The organism is Methylosinus sporium (assembly GCF_003113265.1).
Classification (GTDB): domain Bacteria; phylum Pseudomonadota; class Alphaproteobacteria; order Rhizobiales; family Beijerinckiaceae; genus Methylosinus; species Methylosinus sporium.
This window is the reverse complement of sequence record NZ_PUIV01000003.1, coordinates 18,247-36,038: the sequence shown is the minus strand read 5'-3', so window position 1 is coordinate 36,038 and position 17,792 is coordinate 18,247. Positions and strand designations below refer to the sequence as shown.

Below are 17,792 nucleotides of genomic sequence, written 5' to 3'. Positions count from 1 at the left end.
AGCTTGTGAAACCGGGCTTTTCAGGTGAATTCGGAGCTACGAGATTTGAAATGGGCTCTTGTCGCCTCGCGGCATCGAAGCCTTCGACAAGCGGCGGAGACGCTGAACACGCGTCAATCCACCCTCAGCCGTCGATTGCACGATCTCGAATGTGAGCTCGGCGTGGACTTGTTCGAGCGCACGACGGGTGGAACGAAGCTCACGCCGGTGGGTCGCGAATTTCTGGATGCGGCGCGGCCCATTGTCGACGAAGCGGACCGTCTCTTCCTCACATTCAAGACGCGCCGCAATGGCGGAAGCAGGCCATTGCGAATAGGGATTTGCTCGTCGCTTTCGGCCGGCAATCTGCGGGAGACGCTCGCGGAGTTGTGCCGCCAGATTGCGGATGCGGATATTCTCCTGGTCGACGGCGCCAAGGTGGGATTGCTCGGTGAGGTCGCCGCGGGCGCGATCGACGTCGCCATATTGACCTCCGGCGGCGGAAGATGGAACGACCACGTTCTGCCGCTCTGGGGCGAACGGGTCGTCGTCGCCGTCCAGGAAAATCACCCGCTCAATAGTCGGCCAGCAATCCAATGGCGGGAGCTTTGCGACAATCGGATATTGCTGACGCGGAGCGGCGTCGATTCCGAGCTCGAGCAATTGCTGAGCGTGAAGGTGGGCGGCTCGGGTTCTTTGCGCATCAGCTATCAGGATGTCAGCCTCGACAGGCTGCTGAGCCTCGTCGGCGCCGGCTATGGCGTCGCGCCACTGCTCGAGGGCGCCGCCGGATTTGGCTGCCCCGGAGTGACTCATCGCGAGCTGCATGGCGACTGTGGGCAAATGCGGCTTCAGTTCGCGGCCTATTGGAAAGAGACGAACAGCAGCCCGATGCTGCAGCGATTTCTCGATCTGTTGCGCGCCCGCTATCCTGACCTTTCGGCTCCCGCGACATCGGGTTGAGTTTTCGAACGCGTCCGAGTCTTCGCGAAGGCTCTGTCGGTGGCGATGAAGCGCTGGAGCATCGGGACGATCAGCTTGAGCGGATCGGCGATGGTCTGCCCATTGGCTCGGCCGAGCGCGTCGGCATAGGCGGTGAGATCGCGATGCAGAGAGGCGGGAATCTCGACGGTGACTTTGACGGGCTTGTCGTCGGCGAGCGGACCGAGCTTCAATTTCGTCACGGCGCCATTCCTTCCTTGTATGGAGCCAATAGGAGATCCCGCGTCACGAGCACGCGAACGGGGAAGCCCGGCCGGATGGTGAGAGTGGGCTGGACATTGAGCTGGCGTTGAACGAGCAATTGCCCGGTCTGGCTCGCGCTGTTGGAGCCGCCGCGGCGGATCGCCTGGATGAGGCTGTTCTCGCTGCCCGTTGTTCCGGCTTCGGCGCCGATGCTGAGCAGCGTCGAGAGCGCGGCTCCTTTGAGCAGCATGTCCCAATGATTGTCGACCTCGTCCTCGAGGCCGGCATAGCCGGCCGCATCGGCGCCCGGTTGCCGTTCCAGCACGATCGAGGTTCCATTGGGCATGATGAGCCGTGTCCAGGCGAGGAGCACGCGCCTCTGGCCGTAGGCGACGGAGCTGTCGTATTGGCCAATGAGCTTCGCGCCCTGTGGGATGAGCAGAAATTTCCCCGTGGGACTATCGTAGACCGCTTCGGTCACTTGCGCGGTGATCTGTCCGGGCAGATCGGAGCGGAGGCCGGTGATGAGCGCGGCCGGGATGACAGTGCCGGCCTGGACGACATAGGGCGACGCAGGCTTGACGAGCCGATCCGGACTGACGGTTCGACGATCCGTCGCCGCGGTCAGAAAAGCCGTTTTGCGATCCTGCATGTTCTGCGCAGAGCCGGCGTCGACAGACGGCGTCGCGACGGCGCCAGCGTCGCCCGCGGCGATTATGGTCGGAGCGATCGGGGTGACCGGCCTCTCGTGCTCACTCGTCTGAGTAAAGAGGCGGCTCACGCGCGCGGCCTCACCTTCCTGCGCGCGGCGCTGCGCTTCTGGATCGGACGCCGAGGCGCCGACGATCGTCGTATTGCCTGCCGCGCCAGCGTTCAAAATCGGCCGCCCGAGATCGCCCGGCAGAGGCGGCCCGAGCGGCGGCGCCGGGCGCGGCAATCCGGCATAATCCTTGGGCAGGTTCGCGAGACCGTCGGCGGCGGGACGATTCTGCGTATTGTAGAGTTCCTGGGCCGCGCCGCTTCTGTCGCGCGGCTGCAGCGCGTAGCCGAGCGCGCCGGCGATCGCGAGGGCGGCGACGCTCGCCATGCCGATCAGCACCTTGCGCGAAAGGCGCGTCACGCGCGGGCGTTCGCCTCGGAGGCGAAGGTCGGGCGTGATCGGCGGCGACGCGGCGAACCGCTCGTCATTCGCATCCGGCGTCATGACCGCGGCCTTCCGTCGGTGCGGACGATGCGCACGCGCCGTTCGCTGTCCGCGTCGCCGAGGCGCAGTTCCGCGGCGGCGAAGAGGCGATCGACGATGTAGTAATTGCTGCTGACACGATAATTGACCAGCTCCGAGCCGCCGGCCGGACCGATGACGAAGAGCGGCGGCGTCTCGCCCTGGCGAATGCCGGTCGGGAATTCGATATAGACCTTCGATCCATCATCGAAGGCGCGTAGCGGCCGCCAGGCGGGATTGTCGCCCTGGATGGCGTAGCGGAAATTCAGCGCGGAAGCGTCGACGCCCGTCGCGATCGGCGCGGCAGATTCGGCGATCGCGTTCTGACGACGCAAGGCGATGAGCTGGTCTTCTGGATACTGCCAGGAAACCGAGGCCATATAGGTCTTCTCGGTCGATCGCAGCTCCAGCAGATAGGTGCGCCGATCCGTGTTGACGACGAGATTGGTGACGAGGTCGGGCCGCGTCGGCTTGACCAAAATATGGATCTTTTTCGTCGCTCCCGCGCCGCTCTCCGTGTCGCCGATGATCCAGCGCACAGTGTCGCCGGCTGCAACTGGTCCAGAGCCGACGAGCTGTTCGCCCTCCTGCAGCGCGACATCTGTGATCTGTCCGGGTGCCGCGTAGACTTGATAGAGCGCGCCGCCCGAGAAGGGATAGACCTGCACGGCGTTGATGAATCCATCGCGCACCGGCTGCACGCGGGCGGCGGCGTTGGCCTGATTGACGCGCACGGCCGGATCGGCGGGCTCGGGCGGGGCTTTGCCCACATGCAGCGGCTTCAATTGGCCCGGCAAGGGAAGCGGCTTGGCGAGGGTGACGATTTTCACCGGCGCCGGCGGATCGGCGGAGAGCCGCGCGGGCGCGGCGTCATCATAATCGATGTCCGGCGGAATGAATTTCGTGCATCCGGCGAGCGAGGGCGCGGAGATGAGGAGAATCGCAAAGCCGGCCTTACGGAAAGACGCTTTTCGTTCTTTCCGGGACAGCACGTTCACGGCGATGTGCGAAGCCGGATCGCCGGCATTCAGGAAATTCGGCCGGGTCATTGTCCGAGCTCCTTCGACCAGTTGATGGCGTTGACGTAGACGCCGAGAGGATTCTTGCGGAGGCGATCGGCGTCGGTCGGCGGCTGGATTATGATCGTGAGGATTGCCGTCCATCGCGTGGTGTCGGCGAGCGCGCCGTCTTGATAGCGGCGCTCGATCCAGGCGACGCGGAACGAGTCGGCAGAGGCGCGAATGACACTGGAGACGTCGACGGCGATCTGCTGCTTGCCGAGCTTGGCGAAAGGGTCGTTGGCGCGCGCATAGTCGTTGAGCGCGGCGGCGCCGGCCGTCGTCGTGAAGTCGTAGGCCTGCAGCCAACTCTGCCGGACGACGACAGGGTCGGCCGGAGCGGCGCGCACATCCTTGATGAAGCGGGCGAGATACCAGGCGATCTGCGGATCGGACGGCGTGTAGTCCGCCGTCGCCGGCGCGATGGCGCGCGCCTCGCCGAGTTGATCGATTTGAACGACCCACGGGACGACGGTTCCATGCGTCGACTGCCAGACGAGGCCAGCCGCGAGGCCGCAGGACAAGAGCAGCGAGCCGAAAGCCATCAGCCGCCAGTTCTTGGCCTGGACGCGTGCGGAGCCGATGCGCTCGTCCCAGATTTGTGCGGCTCGCTGATAGGGCGTCTCCGGTTCGGGCGTGCGGCCATAGCGCACCGAGGCGCGTCGGAACATGGGTCTATTCCTCTTGTGAGAGATCGACGGAATGGCCGCCGCCGTGGCTGTCGCCGGACTGAATGACATGCGCGGCGGTCGTCGCGCCGTGGCTCGCGAGCTGATTGCGTTTCATGCGCCGCGCCCAGGCCGGCGGCGCATTCCCTGGCGGAGCGCTGGTTGCGCCATCGCCGACCGCGCCTGTCGTCGATGAGCCGCCGGTCGCTGCGAAGGCGGCGCGAGCGCCGGCGGAATAGTTCTCGGCCAAGGAGTTCGTCACGCGAGCGGCCGCGCGCCGGAAGGGAGCCGCTGCGACGGCGCCCGCCGCTCGACCGACGCCGGCGAGGCCTCCGGCGACAGCCGACGGCCCCGACTCGCCGGCCGAGCCGAGCGCATAAGCCGACGCCGCTCCTCCGGCGAGCCTCGCCCCGCCGCGCGCGGTGGCGGCGGCTCCCGAGGCGGCGGCCGTCGCTCCCTTTCCGGCGAGGCCGAGCGCCGCGCCTCCGAGCATTCCGGCGCCCGCGACGGCGACGCCGGTTCCGACCGCCGCGCCGGCGCCGAGCTGCGGCGCGCCGGAGACGAGGCCGGTGGCGATGCCTGGACCGAATATGCCGAGGCCGAGCATTGCAAGCGCGGCGAGCACGACGGAGAGCGTCTGCTCGATCGTCGGCTGCTCGCCCCCGTAGCTCGTCGTGAATTGCGAGAAGAGTCCAGAGCCGACGCCGACGATGACGGCGAGCGTCATCACCTTCACGCCCGAGGCGACGATATTGCCGAGCACCTTCTCGGCGAGAAAAGCGGTCTTGTTGAAGAGCGCGAATGGAATGAGCACAAAGCCGGCGAGCGTCGTCAGCTTGAACTCGATCAGCGTGACGAAGAGCTGCACGGAGAGAATGAAGAAGGCGATGATGATCAGCAGCCAGGAGATCATCAGCACGGCGATCTGAACGAAATTGGCGAAGAAGGAGGCAAAGCCCATCATCTGGCTCGCGGCGTCGAGCAGCGGGGCTGACCGGCGTCGAGGCCGACCTGGGCGAGACGGCCGGGCCGCAGGAAATCGGCGGTCGACACTGAGGAGCCGCCGGCCTTGAGGCCGACGCCGGCGAAGCTATTGAAGACGATTCCCGAGAGCTTGTTGAAATTGGTGATCAGAAACGCGAAAAAGCCGATGTAGAGCGTCTTCCTCACGAGTCGCTGGATCACATCCTCGTCGGCGCCCCAGGCCCAGAACAGGCTGGCGAGCGTGATGTCGATCGCGATCAGCGTGGAGGAGAGATAGGCGACATCGCCCTTCAGCAGGCCGAAGCCGGAATCGATATAGGTCGTGAAGGTGTTCAGAAAGGTGTCGATGACGCCGATATTCATGGCGCGGCGCCTTTCGATGTAGCAGCGGCCGGCGCGGCCGTGGGAGGCGTCGGCCGCGCCGGCCTGCCGAAGAAGCGGCGGCGGTTCTTCGTCCAGACCGCCTCACAGCGCTGGTCTTCGGCATTCTGGAGCGCGAGCGCGCCGCAGCGGCGCAGCTCGGCGGAAAGATCGTCGGGAACGATGCCGTAGGACGCGCCAGCGTCACGGACGACTGGCGCAGGCGCATCGAAATCGATCGCGGAGAGAGTCGCGACCAATGTGGCGATCAGAATGAGGATCGCGCCGGCGCGCCATATGTCCCATCGTCCCATCAGCGCGCCTCAATTGCCGTGGAACATGGTGACATTGCCCGGCTGATAGCCGGAGCGCGTCGAAAAGCGACGATACTGCTCCTGTCCCTGCGCCTCGGTCGCCGTGATGCGCGATTGTTCCAGCGCATCGGCGCGGCTCTTCGCCGCGACCACGGCGACGAGATCGGAAAGCTGCTGCGATTGCAGCGCGAGCAGCTGATTCCCGGCCTGCGCCGCCTGCAGCGCGCCGGTCGCCGTCTGGCTGGCGGAGGTCAGCGACGACATGGCGGAGCCGTTGCTCGAGATGTTGCCGACGACGCCAGCCTGTACCTTCAACGAATCCTCGAAGGCGGCGACCGAATTGCGCCAACGCGTCTGCGCCGTGGCGATCAGTCCCGAGCTGGAGGCGCTCGTCGACGCCGAACCATAGGTCGTCGCGAAGGCGGATTCGATCTGCTGAACGTCGAAGGCGACGTGCTGCGCCTGAGAGAGCAGAGATTGCGTCTTCTGGATCGTCGTCTGGAGTTGGTTCAGCGTCGAGAGCGGCAGACTCGCGAGATTGCGCGCCTGATTGGTCAGCATCTGAGCCTCATTGGCGAGGCTCTGGATTTGATTATTGATCTGCTGCAGCTCGCGCGCGGCGGTGAGCACGTTCTGCGAGAAGTTGGTCGGATCGTAGACGACGATCTGCGCAGGCGCCGGATCGGCGACGAGCGAGAAGCAAAGAGCCGCGGCGCCGAACAGCGCGGCGCGATGACAATGACGAGCGACCATCAGGAAAATTCCAGATTGGTGAGGTCGGGGATGACGTCGGCTGCCCATTCGAGCCCGCGCTCGATCAGCCAGGCGCGCAGGAATCCATCCGGCCTGTGCTCGGCGAGAATGCGCTCGATCGCGGCGTGATCGGCCTTGGAGGAAGCGGCGCAGAAGGCGAGGCCGATCGGTCCAAGCCCCAGTTCGAAGAGGCGATTGCCTCGCCGCGATTGGCAGTAATAGTCGCGCTTGGGCGTCGCGCGGGCGATGATCTCGATCTGGCGGTCGTTGAGCCCGAAGCGGCGATAGATCGCGGTGATTTGCGGCTCGATTGCGCGCTCATTCGGAAGGAAGATGCGGGTCGGACAGCTCTCGACGATCGCCGGTGCGATCGGGCTATTGTCGATGTCGGAGAGCGACTGCGTGGCGAAGACGACGGAGGCATTCTTCTTTCGTAAGGTTTTCAGCCATTCGCGCAGCTGGCGCGCGAAGGCGGGATCGTCGAGCACGAGCCAGCCCTCGTCGATGACGAGCAAGGTCGGCCTTCCGTCGAGGCGCTGCTCGAGGCGATGGAAAAGATAGGTGAGCACGGCAGCGGCGGCGCCGGCGCCGATGAGCCCTTCCGTCTCGAACGCCTGGAAGTTCGAATAGCCGAGGTGTTCCTCTTCGGCGTCGAGCAGCCGGCCGAAGGGACCGCCGACGCAATAGGGCTGAAGCGCCTGCTTCAGGGCCGTCGATTGCAACAAGACGGCGAGACCGGTGAGCGTTCGTTCATTGGGCGGTGACGAGGCAAGCGAGGTGAGCGCCGACCAGACATGCTCCTTCGCCGCCGGGTCGATGGCGGCGCCTTCCTTGATGAGGATGGCGGCTACCCATTCCGCCGCCCAGGCGCGCTCGGCCGCGTCGTCGATGCGGGCGAGCGGTTGCAGCGACACGCTGTCCTCCGAGCCGGCCGATAGGCCGCCGCCGAGATCGTGCCAATCGCCGCCGCAGGCGAGCGCCGCCGCGCGGATCGAGCCGCCGAAATCGAAGGCGAAGATCTGCGCGCGTGCGTAGCGGCGAAACTGCATCGCCATCAGCGACAGCAGCACAGATTTACCTGCGCCGGTCGGACCGACGATCAACGTATGGCCGACGTCGCCGACATGGAGAGAGAAGCGGAAGGGCGTCGAGCCGTCGGTCTTTCCGAATAGCAAGGGAGAGCCACGAAGATGCTCGTCTCCGTCTGCTCCCGCCCAGATGGCGGAGAGCGGAATCATATGGGCAAGATTGAGCGTCGAGATCGGCGCCTGGCGGACATTGGCGTAGGCGTGACCGGGAAGGGAGCCGAGCCAGGCTTCGACCGAATTCACGCCTTCCGCTATGCAGGTGAAATCGCGGCCCTGGATCGCCTTCTCGACGAGGCGCAGCCTTTCCGTTGCAATCGCCGGGTCTTCGTCCCAGACGGCGACGGTAGCGGTCACATAGGCTTCGCCGACATCGTCGGCGCCGAGCTCCTGCAACGCGACATCGGCGTCGGCCGCCTTGTTCGCCGCGTCGGAGTCGACGAGGGTCGAAGCCTCATTGGTCATCACCTCCTTGATGATGGCGGCGACGGATTTACGCTTGGCGAACCACTGCCGCCGGATCTTCGTCAACAGTCGAACCGCTTCCGTCTTGTCGAGCAGTATGGCGCGCGTCGACCAGCGATAGGGGAACGCAAGACGGTTGAGCTCGTCGAGAATGCCGGGATAGGTCACGCTCGGAAAGCCGACGATGGTCAGAATGCGCAGATGCGCGTTTCCGAGGCGTGGCTCCAGCCCGCCGGTGAGCGGCTCGTCGGCGAGCAGCGCGTCGAGATGCATCGGCGTTTCCGGGACGCGGACGCGCTGCCGGCGCGTCGACATCGTCGAATGCAGGAAAGTCAGCGTCTCGCCGTCGTCGAGCCATTCGATCTCGGGCATGAAGCTCTCGACCAATTGCAGCACGCGGTTCGTGCGATCGACGAAGCCGCGCAGCAGTTCCCAAGGATCGACGTCATCCTGGGCGCGGCCTTCATAGAGCCAATTCTCGGCGCGCGACGCGTCCTCCTCCGGCGGTAGCCAGAGGAGCGTCAGGAAATACCGACTTTCGAAATGTGCGCCCGCCTCCTCGAAGGCGTTTTGTCGCTCGAGGTCGACGAGCGCCGAGGCTGCGTCGGGAAAGCGGTCGTGCGGATAATGCTGCGCCGGCAAGCGATCGGCTTCGACGAAGATCGCCCAGCCGGAGCCGAGACGGCGCAGCGCATTGTTGAGGCGCGCGGTCACGCCGACGAGCTCCGCCGGCGTCGCGCTGTCTAGATCGGGTCCGCGGAAGCGCGCGGTGCGCTGAAACGAGCCGTCCTTGTTGAGGACGACGCCTTCGACGACGAGAGCGGCCCAGGGCAGGAAATCAGCAAGGCCCGCGGGGCGGCCACGATATTCGGCGAGGTTCAACATGGCAGCCTCACACGCCGAAATAAGCGGGATAGCGCAGGTGGCGGCGCACGACCTCGACGAATTGCGGGTCGCGCTTCGCCGCCCAGACCGCGGCGCTGTGGCTGACAGCCCAGAACAGAGCGCCGGGAAGCCAAAGGCGAAGGCCGAGCGCGATCGCCGCTGCGAGCGTGCCATTGGCGATCGCGACCGCTCGCGGCGCGCCGCCGAGCAGGATCGGATCGGTCAACGCCCGATGCACGGGGACGAAGAAGCCGGGCACGTCCTCGGCGCTGTTGAACCCGCTCATCAGATCAGCGCTCCGCCGGAGAAGGAGAAGAAAGAGAGGAAGAAGGAGCTGGCGGCGAAAGCGATCGAGAGGCCGAAGACGATCTGGATCAGACGGCGGAAGCCGCCCGACGTGTCGCCGAAGGCGAGCGTGAGGCCGGTCACCGTGATGATGATGACCGAGATGATCTTGGCGACTGGGCCCTGAATCGATTCGAGAATTTGGTTGAGCGGCGTCTCCCACGGCATAGAGGAGCCGGAGGCGTGGGCCGACGAAGAAGAGATCACCGCGCCGCCGACGATGGCAGCGAGGATGGTAATGCGTCGGCCAAATCGGCTATTGGGAGCAATGGGCGTCATGATGGGTCTCCTGCGACATGTGCAGCGATCGAAAGGACTCGGTAATCGCCGGTGGATGGATCGAGGCCGTCGACGGTCGCGAGCTCGGCGAGGCGCCGCTCGCCGCCGCGGCCTTGCAGAACGGCGATGACATCGATGGTCTCGGCGATCAGCGCGCGCGGCACTGTGATCACGGCTTCCTGAATGAGCTGCTCGAGACGGCGCAGCGCGCCGAGCGCAGTGCCGGCGTGAATGGTGGCGATGCCGCCGGGATGTCCGGTGCCCCAGGCCTTCAGCAGGTCGAGGGCTTCCGCGCCGCGGACCTCGCCGATCGGAATACGGTCTGGCCGCAGTCGAAGCGACGAGCGCACGAGATCGGAAAGGGAGACGACGCCATCCTTCGTGCGAAGAGCGACGAGGTTCGGCGCGCGGCATTGCAGCTCGCGCGTATCCTCGATCAGCACGACGCGATCTGATGTATGCGCTATCTCGGCGAGCAGCGCATTGGCGAGCGTCGTTTTGCCGGTCGATGTGGCGCCGACGACGAGAATGTTCTTGCGATCTGCGACGGCCTTGCGCAGCGCGTCGGCCTGACCGTCTGTCATAACGCCGGCGCGCGCGTAGTCATCGAGCGTGAACACCGCGACGGCGGGCTTTCGGATCGCGAAGGCGGGCGCCGCCACGACGGGCGGAAGCAGTCCTTCGAACCTTTCTCCCGTCTCGGGCAGTTCGGCCGAGACGCGCGGCGATCCCGGATGCACCTCGGCGCCGACATGATGGGCGACGAGCCGCACGATGCGCTCGCCGTCGGCCGCCGACATTTTGCAGCCGCTATCCTCGAGGCCGCTCGACAATCTGTCGATCCAGAGCCTCCCGTCTGGGTTGAGCATCACCTCGACGACGGACGGATCTTCGAGGAAGCTCGCGACGGCTGGTCCGAGCGCGGTGCGCAACATGCGTGCGCCGCGCGCGTGAGCCTGAGAATGAAGAAGAGATGCCGCCAAACCCGCCCCCGCTTCAGTCGATCGCGCGAGGGCGAACGGCTGCGGGGATGATTAGAAAAGGCAAAGAACGGGCGTAATCAACAAGGCTTCGGTCGTCGTAGCAGCCGGTCGTAGTCCAGCGAAAAAATACTTGTTCGTGGGGCGGGAGCGTGCGCGCGTCGATGCCTATCTCAGCTGGATCGCCACGAGATAACGACACGGCTTTAGAGTAGCGTTTCGATAGGTCACATCCCTCGGCTCGCGGAATTGAAGGCGGTCGCCGGTGGACAGGAAATGCTCTTCGTCGCCTTCCCTCAGATTCAATTCTCCCGACAGCATCCAGACGACATGCTGACGGTCGATGTAAGTGCTCGCTGGAAACGACACGCTTTTGCCGGCAGGCAACATGATCTCGACCATCTCGAAAGGCACACGCGGATCGACAAAAATTTGCCGTCGCACGTAATTTGTTTCTGGATCCCGCCAAGTTGGCTGGGCGTCCGCCCGCATCAAGCGGATGGGAGGCGACGCTCGCTCGAAACTCAGGAGTTCAGCGAGAGTCAGACCAAACGCCGTGGCGATCCTGGCGAGAGTATTTGCTGTCGGGCTGGCCTCGACGCGTTCGATCTTGCTCAGCATCGCCTTGGAGACGCCAGAGTGGGTCGCCAGCTCTGCGAGCGACCAGCGGCGCGCTTGGCGTTCGTTCCGGATGCGCTCTGCGAGGGCTTGATCGACGTTATCCATTATATTAGACATATCGTCTCATATATCTGATCAAGTTCCCGATCAAGCCGAGGCTATTCCCAATGCCGACGATTCGCCCCGCCCGCCCGGAGGATGCCGCGGCCATTGCAGCGGTCTATGCTCCGTATGTGAGCGAAACAGCGATCTCCTTCGAGATCACGCCTCCAGACACGGAGGAAATGTCTCGGCGGATGACGGCTTGTATGGCCGTCTACCCGTGGCTCGTCGCCGAGGACGGTGGGAGGATCGCAGGTTACGCCTATGCCGGCCGTTACAGCGGCCGCGCTGCGTACGATTGGGCTGTCGAGGTGACCGTTTATTTGCATCCGGATTACCATCGCAAGCGCGTCGGAAGACATCTCTACCAAACGCTCTTCGCAATTCTGAGGCGGCAAGGCGTCCACAGCCTGTTCGCTGGAATAACCTTGCCCAACGACGCCAGCGTCGGACTCCATCGCGCATTGGGCATGAGAGAAATCGGTATCTATCGAGAGGTCGGCTTCAAGTTCGGGGAGTGGCGTGACGTCCAGTGGATGGGCATGACTCTTTCGGATCGCGCTTCGCCGATAGGACCTCTAACTCCGTTTCCCCAACTCACTCTCGACAGGCGAGATTTTGAATAGTCGGACGATCTTCAATCAAGCGTCGGGACTGCGAATTCGTCCATGCAGTCTAGTCCGTCGTCTGCTTCGAGACTTCCTTTGACGGCTCTGTGTCGAGCATGTCGCGCGGAATCTCGTCGAGAAGCGTCCGTCCTTGATTGAGTCGTCGCCCCAGCGCCTCGATGAAGCCCTCGTAGCGTTCGCGCCCTTTCACCTGGGCGCTGGCCTGCGCCTCCGGCGGCAAAGGCGGCGTGACGGTCAACCAGAAGCGGACAAATAGCGCGAGCGCTTCGGTCGCGAGACCGCTGTTGCGCTCGAGGCGTTGAACCTGACGCGTCAGCCGGTCTAGCCGCCGCGTGAAGGCGGCCTCCATGCGGTCTGCGCCGTCGGGCGACAGAAAGGATGCGACCGCAGCCTCGACGATGGCGGAGCGCGTCAAACGCTTTTGCGTAGCGAGCTCGTTGATCCTCACGATCATCTCCACGGGAAGCGAGACATTGAGGCGGTCGCGCATCATCGCTTCCTACAGCTCGAGGCCGTCAGCCGGGTCCATCGCGCCCTGACGCGCGAGGCCGCCGATGCGCTGTCGAACGATTTCTTGCTGGCGCGCCGCCTGCTCGGGCGTATCGTCGACGATGGCGAATTCGTTTCTGTCCCGACGCGACGGCGTCGTCTCCTTCACGATCGCGACATGATCGGGCAGCTCCGGCTCGCGCCTCAACCCACCATTGGCCTCGTCCTCGGCTATCGACCGCGTGAGTAGATCGGTTGCCGGGCGTTGGACCGGGAGAGCCGACCAGTCGTCGGGTCGGGGCGCGTGAGGCGCGCCTTTCGGCGCCGGCAGAATCCGCTCGGCGAAGCGGCGGTCCTCATAATAGCGCGCTTTCTTCGCGCGGACTGGATGCAGGCCCGACATCATGACAATCTCATCGGAAGGCGGAAGCTGCATGATCTCGCCGGGGGTGAGCAGTGGACGCGCCGTCTCGGAGCGCGACACCATCAGGTGACCGAGCCACGGCGAAAGCCGATGGCCGGCATAGTTCTTCATCGCCTTCATCTCGGTCGCGGCGCCGAGCGCGTCGCTCACCCGCTTCGCGGTCCGCTCGTCATTGGTGGCGAAGGACACGCGCACATGGCAATTGTCGAGGATGGAATTATTCGCCCCATAGGACTTCTCGATCTGGTTGAGGGATTGCGCGATCAGGAAACTCTTCAAGCCATAGCCCGCCATGAAGGCCAGCGCGCTCTCGAAGAAGTCGAGCCGTCCCAGCGCCGGGAATTCGTCGAGCATCAGCAGCATTCTGTGACGGCGGCCCGGCGGGCGCAATTCCTCGGTCAGGCGTCGTCCGATTTGATTGAGCACCAGTCGGATGAGCGGCTTGGTGCGGCTGATGTCGGAGGGCGGCACCACGAGATAGAGCGTGGCCGGACGCGCGCCGGAAACGAGATCGGCGATCCGCCAGTCGCATTGCCGGGTCACTCTCGCCACGACGGGATCGCGATAGAGTCCCAGGAACGACATGGCAGTGCTGAGGACACCGGAACGCTCATTGTCGGATTTGTTGAGCAGCTCGCGAGCCGCCGAGGCGACGACGGGATGAGGACCGCCGTCGCGGAGATGGTGGGTGGTCATCATCGCTAGCAAGGTCGTCTCGATCGGCCGGTTCGGATCGGAGAGGAAGGCGGCGACGCCGGCGAGCGTCTTGTCGGCTTCGGCGTAGAGGACGTGGAGGATGGCGCCGACCAGCAGGGAGTGGCTGGTCTTCTCCCAATGGTTCCGGCGCTCGAGCGATCCTTCCGGGTCGACCAGCACGTCGGCGACATTCTGCACGTCGCGGACTTCCCACTCTCCTTTGCGCACTTCGAGCAGCGGATTATAGGCCGACGATTCGCCGTTGGTCGGATCGAACAGCAGCGCGCGGCCATGGCGGGCGCGAAAGCCGGCGGTGAGCTGCCAGTTCTCGCCCTTGATGTCGTGGACGATGGCCGAGCCCGGCCAGGTGAGCAGCGTCGGCACGACAAGGCCCACGCCCTTGCCGGACCGTGTCGGGGCGAAGCAGAGGACATGCTCCGGTCCGTCATGCCGCAGATATGAGGTCTCATGCCGGCCGAGCACGACTCCGTCGGGGCCGAGCAGGCCAGCGGCCTCCATCTCGTCGGGCCGCGCCCAGCGGGCGGACCCATAAGTCTCGGCGTCGTCGGCCTCGCGCGCGCGCCAGATCGACATGGCGATCGCCGCCGCGATGGAGAGTGGTCCGGCCGAGGCTGCGATATAGCCGCCTTCGACGAAGACTGCCGGCGCGTAGGCGTCGAAGGCGTACCACCACCAAAAGAATGCGGGCGGCGGATAGAAGGGGAAATGGGCCAGCTCGAACCAGGCATGTCCGAGCTGCGGCTGGAAGCCGAGGCGCCATGCGGTCCATTCGGTCGCCGTCCATATCGTCGTCAGAACGATGAGCGATACGACAAGGATCTGGCCCCAGAGAATCCTGGTCGCGGACAAGGACGCCTCCATTCGAATAGAGCGAGGCGTCGAGACAAAGACGCGGTTTGAGAGGGTTCAAGCGTGTTCGTGTTGCGATCGTAGCGTGGCGAACCGAGACGAAAAAATACTGGCGTCGCGAACCGGCGATCGACGCTGGTCGATCGTCACAAGCCCAATCCATGCTTTCGGCCGATGCTCCATTCGATGCCACCGCCGTCTCGCGCCGTCCCGGAGACATGCTGGCCGAGCTTTTTCTCGAGCGTCGGCGACCACGGCACGAGCTGGAAGCCGAGACCGTCGTCGATCATGGCGAAGCGCCCCGAAGCGAGCACGAGGCGCTGACGATAGACGCCGGAGATTTGATTGCCAGCCGCGGCCTGCGTGCGCGGAAGGCCGGTCTCGGCAGAGAGCTTCGCAGCGGCGTCATTCAGCTCGCGGCCACGCAGCGTCGCGAGCAGGTCGCGCTGGAAAATGACCTGCCCGCCTCGGCGCAGAGCCAGTCCCTCGGCGATGAGATGCTCGGTGCGCGCCTTCATCGCCTCGCGGACCTCGCCGCCGAATCCGCCCATGGCGAGCGGCGTCGGCGTGCGCTCCACGAGGCGATGATCGAGCCAGGTCGCCCCCGACGCGCCGATCTGGCGATCAAGATCGAAGTCCGAGCGCGTCGCCAGGATGAGCGTCGGCTTCGGATCGTCGGCGCCGCCGAAGCGCCGCACCTCGACGACGCCGCCGATCGGCGGACCATGGTTGAGCGCCTCGACGCCGCGGAAGCGGACATGATGGGCGCGTCCGTCAGTCCCGTCGATCACGGCATAGGCTTCTCCGTTCAGCTCGTCGTGCAGTCCCTTGCCGACCAGCCGCCCGACGATCGGCGACCCCGAAGGCGCCGCATCGATGGCATAATCACCGACGCCGCGGTCCTGGCCACGCTCGGCGAAGGCGCGATGCATGGTCTTGATGATGTCGCCGCGCATTCCGAGATCGCGCAGCGTGCGTTCGGCCTCCAGGCCGATCATCCATCGGCCGGGACCAGCGGAGGCGGCGAGGCCCATTCGCTCGAGCTTCTGAGCGCGGCCGACCATCAGGCGGCGCAATTCAGGATCGTCGGGACCAGGACTGGCCGGACGCAGGTCGACCAGACCCGTTTCGTCGGCGGCGAAGCGGATGGCGGCGTCGAGCCGTGTCCAGCGGTCGGCGTCGACCTCGCGCTCGAGCGCCGAGCGGATCGCATGTTCGGGACGCGGGCCGAGCTCGACGGCGACGAGGTCTTCCGCGCGCGAGCGCAGGCCGCAGCTGATGTAATCGCGGGCGATGACGAGATCGCCGCCGGTCTCGTCCACGCCGCGCACCAGCAGATGGATATGCGGGTTGTCGGTGTTCCAATGATCGACGGCGACCCAGTCGAGCTTCGTTCCAAGATCGGCCTCCATCCGCCCGGCGAGATCGCGAGTGAACGCTTTGAGGTCGGTCATCTCGGCGGCGTCCTCGGGCGAGATGATGAAGCGGAAATGATGCCGGTCGTCTTCGCATCGCTCGATGAAGGCCCGATCGTCGGCGCGATCGTTCGCGGCGTCGAACATGACGCCCTTCTCTCCGTCGCGGCTGATGCCCTCGCGCTTCAGATAGGAAAAATGTGCGGAGAGTGGCGCCGATCGAAAGCTGCGGCCTTTGTGGCGGACGACGCGCGCCTTGACGACGACGCGTCGACCCGGATCGAAGAGGCGGGCGCGGCCGAAGGCGGCGCGCCCGCGCCCGAAGCCGGAGCCGCCGGGGGCAGCGGATTGCGCGCCGCTATGCGGCGTCGCAGGTCCCGCCTTGCGCGCGGCTTTCAGAACCTCTGCGACGAAGCTCTTCGGCTTCGGCGCGCGTGTCGTGCGGACCCGTCCCGGACGGACGCGGAAATCCTTCTCCTCCCGGCTCATCGGAGCGCCTCGCCGAGGCGATCGGCAGCTGCGAGAACGTTGTGTGCAGGTCGACGCGTTGTGATTTCACGAGAATTTGCCGAAACCTGCCAATGACCGACCGGCCTGCCAGACGAAAGACGAGTCGCGCCAGCGACTTGTCTGGCGGCGTGGCAGGCGCTTTTATCTCGCCGTAGTCCGGTCGTGTTTTGCGCTGAATTGCCTTCCGCCGTTCTCTCTTCGCGACATTGCGCTCTGAAACGCTGGAGTGCGAAGCCGCCGCGAATGGCGCTCACAATGCGTTTGCACGTTTTCAACGCCGGGCGAAGGACGGCGATGAGGCCCGTCGATGCGCGAAGGTCGGCAGTCCGACTGCAACAACGATGCTGGTTCATTGCGCGTGCTCCGTCGACGAGAGCGCGACGAACAGGCCGTCGGAGCGATGCGCGGTGACGGACAGATCGCGCGTGACGGCGACAGCTGTCGTGTCGGTTGCGGTCCGACTTGGCGCCGGATGAATGGCGGCGCGTCTGCTGTCGTCCCGCCCGACGAACAGCGGCGCCGTCGTCCAGAGCGACAGACCAGGGAGGGAGCGAATGGCGGGTTGAGCGCTGCCATTTCCCTCGATGAGAGGGGCGAGCGCCGTGACATAGGCGACGGTCTCGGATGGCAATGAACGGCGCCCGTCGAGATAATCCTCGTAGCGGTGCGGTCCCGCATTATAGGCCGCGAGGAACTCGGGCGAGCCGTAGCGATCGTGCAGCTCGCGAAGATAGGCCGCGCCGGCGAGAATGTTGTCGCGCGGGTCGAAGGGATCGCCGGCAAGTGCGTAACGAGCGCGCAGCTCCGACCAGGTGTCGGGCATGATCTGCATGAGTCCCGTTGCGCCTTTGGTCGAGACGGCGCCTTGCTGGGCGCGGCTTTCGATCTTCATAACGGCCCGGATCCATGCCGCGGGAATGCCGAAGCGCCGCGCCGCTTCTGCGACATGGACGGCATAGGGATCGCCATCCGTCGGGCGCTCGATCGGCGCTGCCTTTGCGGGCAGGAGTCCGCCCAGTGTGCAGGCCGGAACGAGGCCGATAAGGAAAAGGAGCGTGAATCGCGCGCGCGTGCAGGCCCGGTTCAGGCGGTCCGATTTGATCATGAGCGGGAATGCGGGACGCATGTCATCAGTCCCGCTCGTTGCGCTTCTGGAGTCGGGTCCAGTGCAGAACCCAGCTGGACTTGTTTTCGCTCGACCGGAACAGATTGGCGCGCATGGGCTGCGTCAGGGCTGGATCGTCGAGGAGCAGCGAGACATAGTCGCCGGCCTTTTCGCCGACGCGTTTCCGTGCCGCCCCGATCTCTGGTCCTTCGTCATCGCCGAGCAGGATGCGATAATCCGGCGCGTTCTCCGTGATGCCATGGTCGGAGGGAACGAGAGCGATCTGGGCGTCGAGCGACAGCGTGCGGATAGCGCCCGAATAGCCTGATTTGGTGCGCATGAATCGACCGATCTGCGTCATCGGAATTC

18 protein-coding genes and 1 pseudogene are annotated in these 17,792 nt (G+C 65.2%); 2 read left to right on the top strand and 17 right to left on the bottom strand.

Features of this window, described 5'->3' with window-relative positions; translation table 11 throughout:
* Nucleotides 1-24 precede the first annotated feature (24 nt).
* Nucleotides 25-942, top strand: a complete 918-nt coding sequence (locus tag C5689_RS03365) for a LysR family transcriptional regulator (protein ID WP_108915868.1) — start codon at nt 25-27, stop codon at nt 940-942.
* On the opposite strand, the gene C5689_RS03360 is transcribed toward C5689_RS03365, so the two are convergent.
* From C5689_RS03360 to C5689_RS03305, 12 genes and pseudogenes are all read right to left on the bottom strand, one after another.
* Nucleotides 906-1,163: a DUF2274 domain-containing protein gene (locus tag C5689_RS03360; RefSeq protein WP_108915867.1), complete on the bottom strand. Its 258-nt coding sequence runs from the start codon at nt 1,161-1,163 to the stop codon at nt 906-908. The genes C5689_RS03365 and C5689_RS03360 overlap by 37 nt on opposite strands.
* On the bottom strand, nt 1,160-2,368 hold the full coding sequence (locus C5689_RS03355; RefSeq protein WP_108915866.1) for a TraB/TrbI/VirB10 family type IV secretion system protein: 1,209 nt from the start codon (nt 2,366-2,368) through the stop codon (nt 1,160-1,162). The genes C5689_RS03360 and C5689_RS03355 overlap by 4 nt, the downstream gene beginning before the upstream one ends.
* Entirely contained in the window at nt 2,365-3,435 is a 1,071-nt protein-coding gene (gene trbG / locus C5689_RS03350; RefSeq protein ID WP_108915865.1) for a P-type conjugative transfer protein TrbG, read from the bottom strand. The genes C5689_RS03355 and trbG overlap by 4 nt, the downstream gene beginning before the upstream one ends.
* Nucleotides 3,432-4,115 carry a conjugal transfer protein TrbF gene (gene trbF / locus C5689_RS03345; RefSeq protein ID WP_108915864.1) on the bottom strand — a complete coding sequence of 228 codons (684 nt, stop codon included), beginning with the start codon at nt 4,113-4,115 and terminating at the stop codon, nt 3,432-3,434. Before trbF ends, trbG begins: the two co-directional genes overlap by 4 nt.
* 4 nt (nt 4,116-4,119) lie before the next feature.
* A pseudogene (trbL, locus tag C5689_RS03340) lies at nt 4,120-5,459 on the bottom strand (P-type conjugative transfer protein TrbL).
* The gene (trbK-alt, locus tag C5689_RS03335) at nt 5,456-5,770 is read right to left on the bottom strand and encodes a putative entry exclusion protein TrbK-alt (RefSeq protein ID WP_108915863.1); all 315 of its coding nucleotides are present in this window, start codon (nt 5,768-5,770) and stop codon (nt 5,456-5,458) included. Before trbK-alt ends, trbL begins: the two are co-directional and overlap by 4 nt.
* A gap of 9 nt (nt 5,771-5,779) precedes the next feature.
* Nucleotides 5,780-6,523 (bottom strand): P-type conjugative transfer protein TrbJ, encoded by a 744-nt coding sequence (trbJ, locus tag C5689_RS03330; RefSeq protein ID WP_108915862.1) that lies wholly within the window; start codon nt 6,521-6,523, stop codon nt 5,780-5,782.
* Nucleotides 6,523-8,958 (bottom strand): conjugal transfer protein TrbE, encoded by a 2,436-nt coding sequence (trbE, locus tag C5689_RS03325; protein WP_108915861.1) that lies wholly within the window; start codon nt 8,956-8,958, stop codon nt 6,523-6,525. Before trbE ends, trbJ begins: the two co-directional genes overlap by 1 nt.
* Before the next feature lie 7 nt (nt 8,959-8,965).
* Nucleotides 8,966-9,244, bottom strand: coding sequence for a VirB3 family type IV secretion system protein (locus C5689_RS03320; protein ID WP_003612050.1), 279 nt, complete (start codon nt 9,242-9,244; stop codon nt 8,966-8,968).
* The gene (locus tag C5689_RS03315; protein ID WP_108915860.1) at nt 9,244-9,582 is read right to left on the bottom strand and encodes a TrbC/VirB2 family type IV secretion system protein; all 339 of its coding nucleotides are present in this window, start codon (nt 9,580-9,582) and stop codon (nt 9,244-9,246) included. The genes C5689_RS03320 and C5689_RS03315 overlap by 1 nt, the downstream gene beginning before the upstream one ends.
* Complete coding sequence (gene trbB / locus C5689_RS03310) at nt 9,579-10,565, bottom strand: P-type conjugative transfer ATPase TrbB (RefSeq protein ID WP_108915859.1); 987 nt, start codon at nt 10,563-10,565, stop codon at nt 9,579-9,581. Before trbB ends, C5689_RS03315 begins: the two co-directional genes overlap by 4 nt.
* A 165-nt stretch (nt 10,566-10,730) precedes the next feature.
* Nucleotides 10,731-11,288 (bottom strand): helix-turn-helix domain-containing protein, encoded by a 558-nt coding sequence (locus C5689_RS03305; protein ID WP_244594562.1) that lies wholly within the window; start codon nt 11,286-11,288, stop codon nt 10,731-10,733.
* Nucleotides 11,289-11,350: 62 nt separating this feature from the next.
* Here C5689_RS03305 and C5689_RS03300 point away from each other — a divergent pair, with 62 nt between their 5' ends.
* The gene (locus C5689_RS03300) at nt 11,351-11,911 is read left to right on the top strand and encodes an arsinothricin resistance N-acetyltransferase ArsN1 family B (RefSeq protein ID WP_108915858.1); all 561 of its coding nucleotides are present in this window, start codon (nt 11,351-11,353) and stop codon (nt 11,909-11,911) included.
* A gap of 49 nt (nt 11,912-11,960) precedes the next feature.
* Here the strand turns inward: C5689_RS03300 and C5689_RS03295 are convergent, their stop codons facing one another.
* The 5 genes from C5689_RS03295 to C5689_RS03275 all read right to left on the bottom strand — a co-directional run bounded on the left by C5689_RS03295 (nt 11,961) and on the right by C5689_RS03275 (nt 17,784).
* On the bottom strand, nt 11,961-12,404 hold the full coding sequence (locus tag C5689_RS03295; RefSeq protein ID WP_108916005.1) for a ribbon-helix-helix protein, CopG family: 444 nt from the start codon (nt 12,402-12,404) through the stop codon (nt 11,961-11,963).
* 9 nt (nt 12,405-12,413) lie between these two features.
* Complete coding sequence (locus tag C5689_RS03290) at nt 12,414-14,393, bottom strand: conjugal transfer protein TraG (protein ID WP_108916004.1); 1,980 nt, start codon at nt 14,391-14,393, stop codon at nt 12,414-12,416.
* Between the two features lie 146 nt (nt 14,394-14,539).
* Nucleotides 14,540-16,297: a relaxase/mobilization nuclease domain-containing protein gene (locus C5689_RS03285; protein ID WP_108915857.1), complete on the bottom strand. Its 1,758-nt coding sequence runs from the start codon at nt 16,295-16,297 to the stop codon at nt 14,540-14,542.
* Nucleotides 16,298-16,667: 370 nt separating this feature from the next.
* Nucleotides 16,668-17,444 carry a lytic transglycosylase domain-containing protein gene (locus tag C5689_RS03280; RefSeq protein ID WP_108915856.1) on the bottom strand — a complete coding sequence of 259 codons (777 nt, stop codon included), beginning with the start codon at nt 17,442-17,444 and terminating at the stop codon, nt 16,668-16,670.
* A gap of 4 nt (nt 17,445-17,448) precedes the next feature.
* Nucleotides 17,449-17,784, bottom strand: coding sequence for a DUF736 domain-containing protein (locus tag C5689_RS03275; RefSeq protein WP_108915855.1), 336 nt, complete (start codon nt 17,782-17,784; stop codon nt 17,449-17,451).
* Between the last annotated feature and the right edge of the window lie 8 nt (nt 17,785-17,792).

What these genes read in the sequence shown, in the direction of transcription:
- trbK-alt (WP_108915863.1), bottom strand. Translation starts at nt 5,770, where the DNA reads ATGGGACGATGGGACATATGGCGCGCCGGCGCGATCCTCATTCTGATC.
- C5689_RS03295 (WP_108916005.1), bottom strand. Translation starts at nt 12,404, where the DNA reads ATGCGCGACCGCCTCAATGTCTCGCTTCCCGTGGAGATGATCGTGAGG.
- C5689_RS03285 (WP_108915857.1), bottom strand. Translation starts at nt 16,297, where the DNA reads ATGAGCCGGGAGGAGAAGGATTTCCGCGTCCGTCCGGGACGGGTCCGC.
- C5689_RS03300 (WP_108915858.1), top strand. Translation starts at nt 11,351, where the DNA reads ATGCCGACGATTCGCCCCGCCCGCCCGGAGGATGCCGCGGCCATTGCA.
- C5689_RS03275 (WP_108915855.1), bottom strand. Translation starts at nt 17,784, where the DNA reads ATGACGCAGATCGGTCGATTCATGCGCACCAAATCAGGCTATTCGGGC.
- C5689_RS03320 (WP_003612050.1), bottom strand. Translation starts at nt 9,244, where the DNA reads ATGAGCGGGTTCAACAGCGCCGAGGACGTGCCCGGCTTCTTCGTCCCC.
- trbG (WP_108915865.1), bottom strand. Translation starts at nt 3,435, where the DNA reads ATGACCCGGCCGAATTTCCTGAATGCCGGCGATCCGGCTTCGCACATC.
- trbF (WP_108915864.1), bottom strand. Translation starts at nt 4,115, where the DNA reads ATGTTCCGACGCGCCTCGGTGCGCTATGGCCGCACGCCCGAACCGGAG.
- C5689_RS03315 (WP_108915860.1), bottom strand. Translation starts at nt 9,582, where the DNA reads ATGACGCCCATTGCTCCCAATAGCCGATTTGGCCGACGCATTACCATC.
- trbE (WP_108915861.1), bottom strand. Translation starts at nt 8,958, where the DNA reads ATGTTGAACCTCGCCGAATATCGTGGCCGCCCCGCGGGCCTTGCTGAT.
- C5689_RS03305 (WP_244594562.1), bottom strand. Translation starts at nt 11,288, where the DNA reads ATGGATAACGTCGATCAAGCCCTCGCAGAGCGCATCCGGAACGAACGC.
- C5689_RS03355 (WP_108915866.1), bottom strand. Translation starts at nt 2,368, where the DNA reads ATGACGCCGGATGCGAATGACGAGCGGTTCGCCGCGTCGCCGCCGATC.
- C5689_RS03280 (WP_108915856.1), bottom strand. Translation starts at nt 17,444, where the DNA reads ATGCGTCCCGCATTCCCGCTCATGATCAAATCGGACCGCCTGAACCGG.
- trbJ (WP_108915862.1), bottom strand. Translation starts at nt 6,523, where the DNA reads ATGGTCGCTCGTCATTGTCATCGCGCCGCGCTGTTCGGCGCCGCGGCT.